This window comes from Streptomyces sp., from assembly GCF_035563135.1.
Taxonomy (GTDB): Bacteria; Actinomycetota; Actinomycetes; order Streptomycetales; family Streptomycetaceae; genus Streptomyces.
This window is the reverse complement of sequence record NZ_DATMVN010000146.1, coordinates 1-2,286: the sequence shown is the minus strand read 5'-3', so window position 1 is coordinate 2,286 and position 2,286 is coordinate 1. Positions and strand designations below refer to the sequence as shown.

Here is a 2,286-nt window from a genome sequence, read left to right as displayed (position 1 = left end):
GACGTGATGACAGACTTCTCCTGCAACGGGACCCCTGACCTTGATCGACTTTCTTCGCCGATCGCTGATCTATCAGGTGGTCCCGTTGCGCTGTTCAGCAGGGCTTGACGTACAGCCCAGGGGCCAAACGCAACGGTGTTGAGCTGTTGGCCTCCGAATCGTCAACCCCGCCACGGCATCCGAGAAGGAGACGTACAGACGGAAGAGGGTCGTCCGGACCGGCGAACTCCACGGGAGGGCCGGCCGGGCCACTGAGCCCGGTGATCCGTGGGCCGTCACCTCGATGGTCCAGGAGCACACGCAGGACCGGGCGCCGGGAGCAAGCAGGCTGTCGGTCAGACGTCGCCATCACTCCGACGCGAGCATGCCGCTACCACCTCGGATTTCCTCGCGTGTTCCGTCTGCGGCGCGTCCCCCTGGGACGCCTGCGCCGTGCCATGTGCTGCCCTGCCTTCCTCCGGCACCACATACTGCGCGTCTTCCAGTGACCGTCCGGTGAAGTACCGCAGCGCGAGATCCGCTACTTCGTGAGCTCGTTCCAGCACGACCCAGTGGTCTGATTCGCGCATGGTGACGAATGTGCTGTTCTCGATCGTCGTGGTGAAGGCCCGCTGATCGTTCACCGGGGTGAGGGTGTCGTGCTCGCCGCTGAAGACCAGTGTCGGCACCCCGGTGAGGCCGCCGTCCAGGAGGGCGGGGCCCGAGCTGAGGGCGCGGTCCAGCGAGGCCCGGGCGTGTGGCGTGCGGGAGTAGGTGTGGAAGACGGCCCGCTTCACATACCGGTAGGTCAAGTGGCGGTTGAGTACCGGACGAGCGGGGTCCATACACAGCATCGACTCGGCGAACAGTGCCGCGAAGTCGTGGAGCCGGCCGGCCGCCAGCTCAGCGGCCAGCTCACGCAGCCGTGCGTACTGCGCGTCGGAGATGGTGGTCGGAACGCCACCGAGCACGAGCCGTGCGATCCGTCGGGGCTGTCGCTGGGCGCAGAGAAAGGCGACGACCGATCCGAAGGAGTAGCCGAACAGGTTGACGCGGTCCAGGCCGAGGTCGTCGATGATCTGCTCGATTGCCCGGCAGAGCAGCGGGAGCGCATCGTGCGCGGTCAGTGGGTCGGCACTGCCCGTGCCGGGGAGGTCGGCGGTGATCACGCTCGTCACCGGTCCCAGCCGGTCCTCTATCTGGGGCCACCCGTACATGCCCTGCAGCGCACCACCCAGGACGAGGACCGGTTCGGTGCCGGTGCGCGGTCCGGGCACCAGCCGGTAGGAGTACGACAGCCCGTCCACGGTCAGGGAACGGACGATTTCCTTGGTCATGAGTTCCTCACATTGCTGGAGCACACCCGGGCGGAGCACCGGTTGCGGCCGGGTCACGCGCGGGTGAGCACGAGGGCGGCGGTGAATCCGCCGAAGCCCATCGACGTCTTCACCGCGCAGTCCAGGCGGGCAGGCCGGGCTTCCTTGGCCACGACCTCGACCTGGACGCGGGGATCCAGGGAGGTGAGGTTTGCGGTGGGAGGGATGAGCTGGTGGCGCAGGGCCAGCACGCTCAGCGCGGTCTCGATCCCCCCGCAGGCCCCGAGGGTGTGTCCGGTCATCGCTTTGGTGGACGTGACCAGGGGGCCCTGGCCGCAGACCCGGGCGATGACGGCGCTCTCCACGAGGTCGTTGACCACGGTCGCGGTGCCATGGGCGTTGACGTGGTCGACGTCTGCCCCGTCGAGCCCGGCGTCCGCCAAGGCGGCGCGCAGCGCCCGCTCCAGCCCGGCTCCGTCGGGGGCGGGCGCGACGGTCGCGTCGGCGTCGGTGGCGGCTCCGTACCCAGCGAGCTGGGCCAGGACCGTCGCGCCGCGCGCACGGGCATGCTCGGGGGACTCCAGGACCAGCAGTCCGGCGCCCTCCCCGAGAACGAAACCGTCCCGGTCGGCGTCGAAGGGGCGGCAGGCTGCCGCCGGGTCGTCCCGGCGTGTGGACAGGGCTTTCAGCTGATTGGCCCCGGCCACCAGCAGCCGGCTGGCGACGGACTCCGCACCGCCTGCGATCGCGATGTCGCACGCTCCGGCCCGCAGCAGTTGCAGGGACGTGCCGAGCGCGTGCGTACCCGAGGCGCAGGCCGTGGAAATCGCGAAACTGGGGCCGCCGACGCCGAGATCGCGGCATACGCTGTCGGCGGCCCCGCTGACGGGCGTCAGCAGACCCACTTTGGGCGAGACCCGCCGCGCCCCTCGTTCACCGAGCACGGCGGTCTGTTCGTCGTAAAAGGGCAGACCGCCGTGGCCCGAGCCGA

The 2,286-nt window shown here is 69.6% G+C and carries 2 protein-coding genes; both read right to left on the bottom strand.

The genetic code is table 11. The features are described 5' to 3' along the window. Positions 1 to 335 precede the first annotated feature (335 nt). Complete coding sequence (locus VN520_RS06145) at positions 336 to 1,316, bottom strand: alpha/beta hydrolase (RefSeq protein ID WP_325745819.1); 981 nt, start codon at positions 1,314 to 1,316, stop codon at positions 336 to 338. A 53-nt stretch (positions 1,317 to 1,369) separates the two neighbouring features. Further along, positions 1,370 to 2,286, bottom strand: a 917-nt coding sequence (locus tag VN520_RS06140) for a beta-ketoacyl-[acyl-carrier-protein] synthase family protein (RefSeq protein ID WP_325745818.1), incomplete at its 5' end; no start/stop codon positions are given.

Excerpts from the sequence above, each read along its gene's own strand:
- VN520_RS06145 (WP_325745819.1), bottom strand. The coding sequence starts at position 1,316 with ATGACCAAGGAAATCGTCCGTTCCCTGACCGTGGACGGGCTGTCGTAC.